Source organism: Brevibacterium picturae, assembly GCF_030453725.1.
Taxonomy (GTDB): domain Bacteria; phylum Actinomycetota; class Actinomycetes; order Actinomycetales; family Brevibacteriaceae; genus Brevibacterium; species Brevibacterium sandarakinum_A.
In genome coordinates, this window is sequence record NZ_JAKDJU010000295.1 from 1 (window position 1) to 2,393 (window position 2,393).

The 2,393-nt window shown below is 64.6% G+C and carries 3 protein-coding genes; 2 read left to right on the top strand and 1 reads right to left on the bottom strand.

The features are described 5' to 3' along the window. The coding region (locus tag L0G76_RS15755) for a hypothetical protein (RefSeq protein WP_304358077.1) at positions 1-254 on the top strand (254 nt) is incomplete at its 5' end. Here L0G76_RS15755 and pdxH read toward each other — a convergent pair. Then, on the bottom strand, positions 245-916 hold the full coding sequence (gene pdxH / locus L0G76_RS15760) for a pyridoxamine 5'-phosphate oxidase (protein ID WP_304358078.1): 672 nt from the start codon (positions 914-916) through the stop codon (positions 245-247). The two genes, L0G76_RS15755 and pdxH, sit on opposite strands and share 10 nt — an antisense overlap. A 168-nt stretch (positions 917-1,084) precedes the next feature. Between pdxH and serC the strand changes: the two genes are divergently transcribed. After that, positions 1,085-2,239, top strand: coding sequence for a phosphoserine transaminase (gene serC / locus L0G76_RS15765; RefSeq protein ID WP_304358079.1), 1,155 nt, complete (start codon positions 1,085-1,087; stop codon positions 2,237-2,239). The last annotated feature ends 154 nt before the right edge of the window (positions 2,240-2,393 follow it).

The following is a 2,393-nucleotide window of genomic DNA, read 5'->3' on the forward strand; positions in this document are numbered from 1 at the left end:
ATTCTCTGGACGTCCGCCGCCCTGTCCCCGCACTGTTCTCGATGAGGGATTCCCATGCGAATTCCCCCGCGGTCGGTGCATCGACCATGTTGGTCCCTGCCTCCGATCAACGCGCGAAGTCAGACGAATATTTCGCCGAGGCGACCGGGTCCCGCCCGCGCCCGTCCGCGGGAGGCACCCGCCGCACAGCCCCTCCTGACCTGAACTTCGCCGCACGAGAATCGGTCTCGCTCGAGGCCCGCACTCAGGGGTAGAGACGAACAGAGCTCCAGGCGGAAGCCTGTGACAGATCCGCCGGTTCGTGACTGCCGTCGGCACGGCGGAAGACCCACCGGTCATGGAAACGGTTCTTCTGTCCCTGCCAGAACTCGATTTCGAAGACTCGGACCCGGAATCCACCCCAGTGACCGGGCCGAGGCACGTCCGTGTCCGCGTACTCTGCGACAGCGTCGTCGTATTCGGTCTGCATCTGCTCCCGTCCGCTGACGGGCTGGGACTGCTTCGAGACGCTGGCCGCGATCTGCGATCCGCGGGGGCGGACGGCGAAGTACGCGTCGGATTCCTCGGGGGCGACCTCCTCGGCGAGGCCCCTGATCCTGACTTGGCGTTCCATGTCCTGCCAGGGGAAGTTCACGGCCACGCGAGGATCGGCCCGCAGCTGACGGCCTTTGGCCGAGTCATAGTCGGTGAAGAACATGAACCCGGTTTCATCGATGCCCTTGAGCAGAACGATCCGTGAGGACGGGCCCCATTCGTCGAGGGTAGAGACCGTCATCGCGTTCGGCTCCAGGACGTGGCCGGCCGCCTCGTCGTACCACTGTCGAAACAGCACGAGCGGCGAGACCTCGGGATGGTCGAAGGTCGGTGACTCGTAGGACTTGCGCGTCTGCGGTAATCGGTCGACTGGCTCACTCATATCTTCACTCTACGGCGAGCCGGTGACACACGTCATCGTCTGATTGGTGGCCACGACGTGCTGCACGACCTGGTCGGCTGCACGACGCGACTCGATCCGGCCGTGACATGACTCAACATGACGATGCCGGTCATCTGGCACACGCGGGTGCGTCGTAGACTGTCGAGCGTGACTGCCACGAATATTACGATCCCAGACGAACTCCTGCCCGCCGACGGACGATTCGGAGCCGGTCCGGCCCGCATCCGCAAAGCCCAGATCGAGGCGCTGAACTCCGCCGCCGATGTGCTGGGCACCAGCCACCGCCAAGCACCCGTGAAGAACCTGGTCGCTCGCATCCGCACCGGCCTGGCCGAACTCTTCAACCTGCCCTCCGGCTACGAGGTTGTCCTGGGCAACGGCGGATCCACCGCCTTCTGGGACGTCGCCGCCTTCGGACTCGTGCGCGAACGGGCCGCACACACAACCTTCGGCGAATTCGGCCAGAAGTTCGCCAAGGCCACCGATGAGGCCCCGCACCTGCAGGAATCCCTCATCCTCAAGGCCGAGCCCGGCACGTCTGCCATCCCCTCCCCCGCAGCCTTCGCCGAAGCGACCGGGACCGATGGTGCAGCGGCCGACGTCTACGCCTGGCCGCACAACGAGACCTCGACCGGTGTCGCCACCACGATCGCGCGTCCCGAGGGCATCGACGACGATTCGCTAGTCGTCATCGACGCCACATCCGGTGCCGGTGGTCTGCCCGTCGACATCACCGAGACCGACGTCTACTACTTCGCACCGCAGAAGAACATGGGCTCCGACGGCGGCCTGTGGGTGGCGATCATGTCATCGAAGGCCATCGCCCGCGCTCAGGAGATCAAGGACTCCGGACGCTGGATTCCCACGTCGCTGGATCTCGTGACCGCGATCGAGAACTCGCGCAAGGACCAGACCTACAACACTCCTGCCGTCGCGACCCTGGTGCTCCTGGCCGAGCAGATCGAGTGGATCAACGGCAACGGCGGCCTCGAGTGGGCCACCGCCCGCACTCGTGAGACTTCCGGTTTCGTCTACGACTGGGCCGATGCCGCCGAGGTGGCTCATCCCTTCGTCGAAAACCCTGAGGATCGCTCATCGGTCGTGACCACCATCGACTTCGACGACTCGGTCGATGCGGCTCTCGTCGCCTCGGTGCTGCGCAACAACGGCATCGTCGACGTCGAGCCCTATCGCAAGCTGGGCCGCAACCAGCTGCGCATCGCGACGTTCGTCTCCGTCGACCCTGCTGACGTCAAAGCGCTGCTGGCAAGCATCGACTTCGTCATCGACGCCTTGGCCTGAAGTCGCATCAGTGACGTCGGTCGAAGAGTATTCTCAGCCGGCGACGTGCTGGCCCAGAACTTTCTAGGTCAGTACTTTCTGGCTCAGAACTTTCTGGGCCAGAACTTCGAGCACCCCGCACTGTCGGTGCCGAAACGCCCCTTTGCAGGGGGTG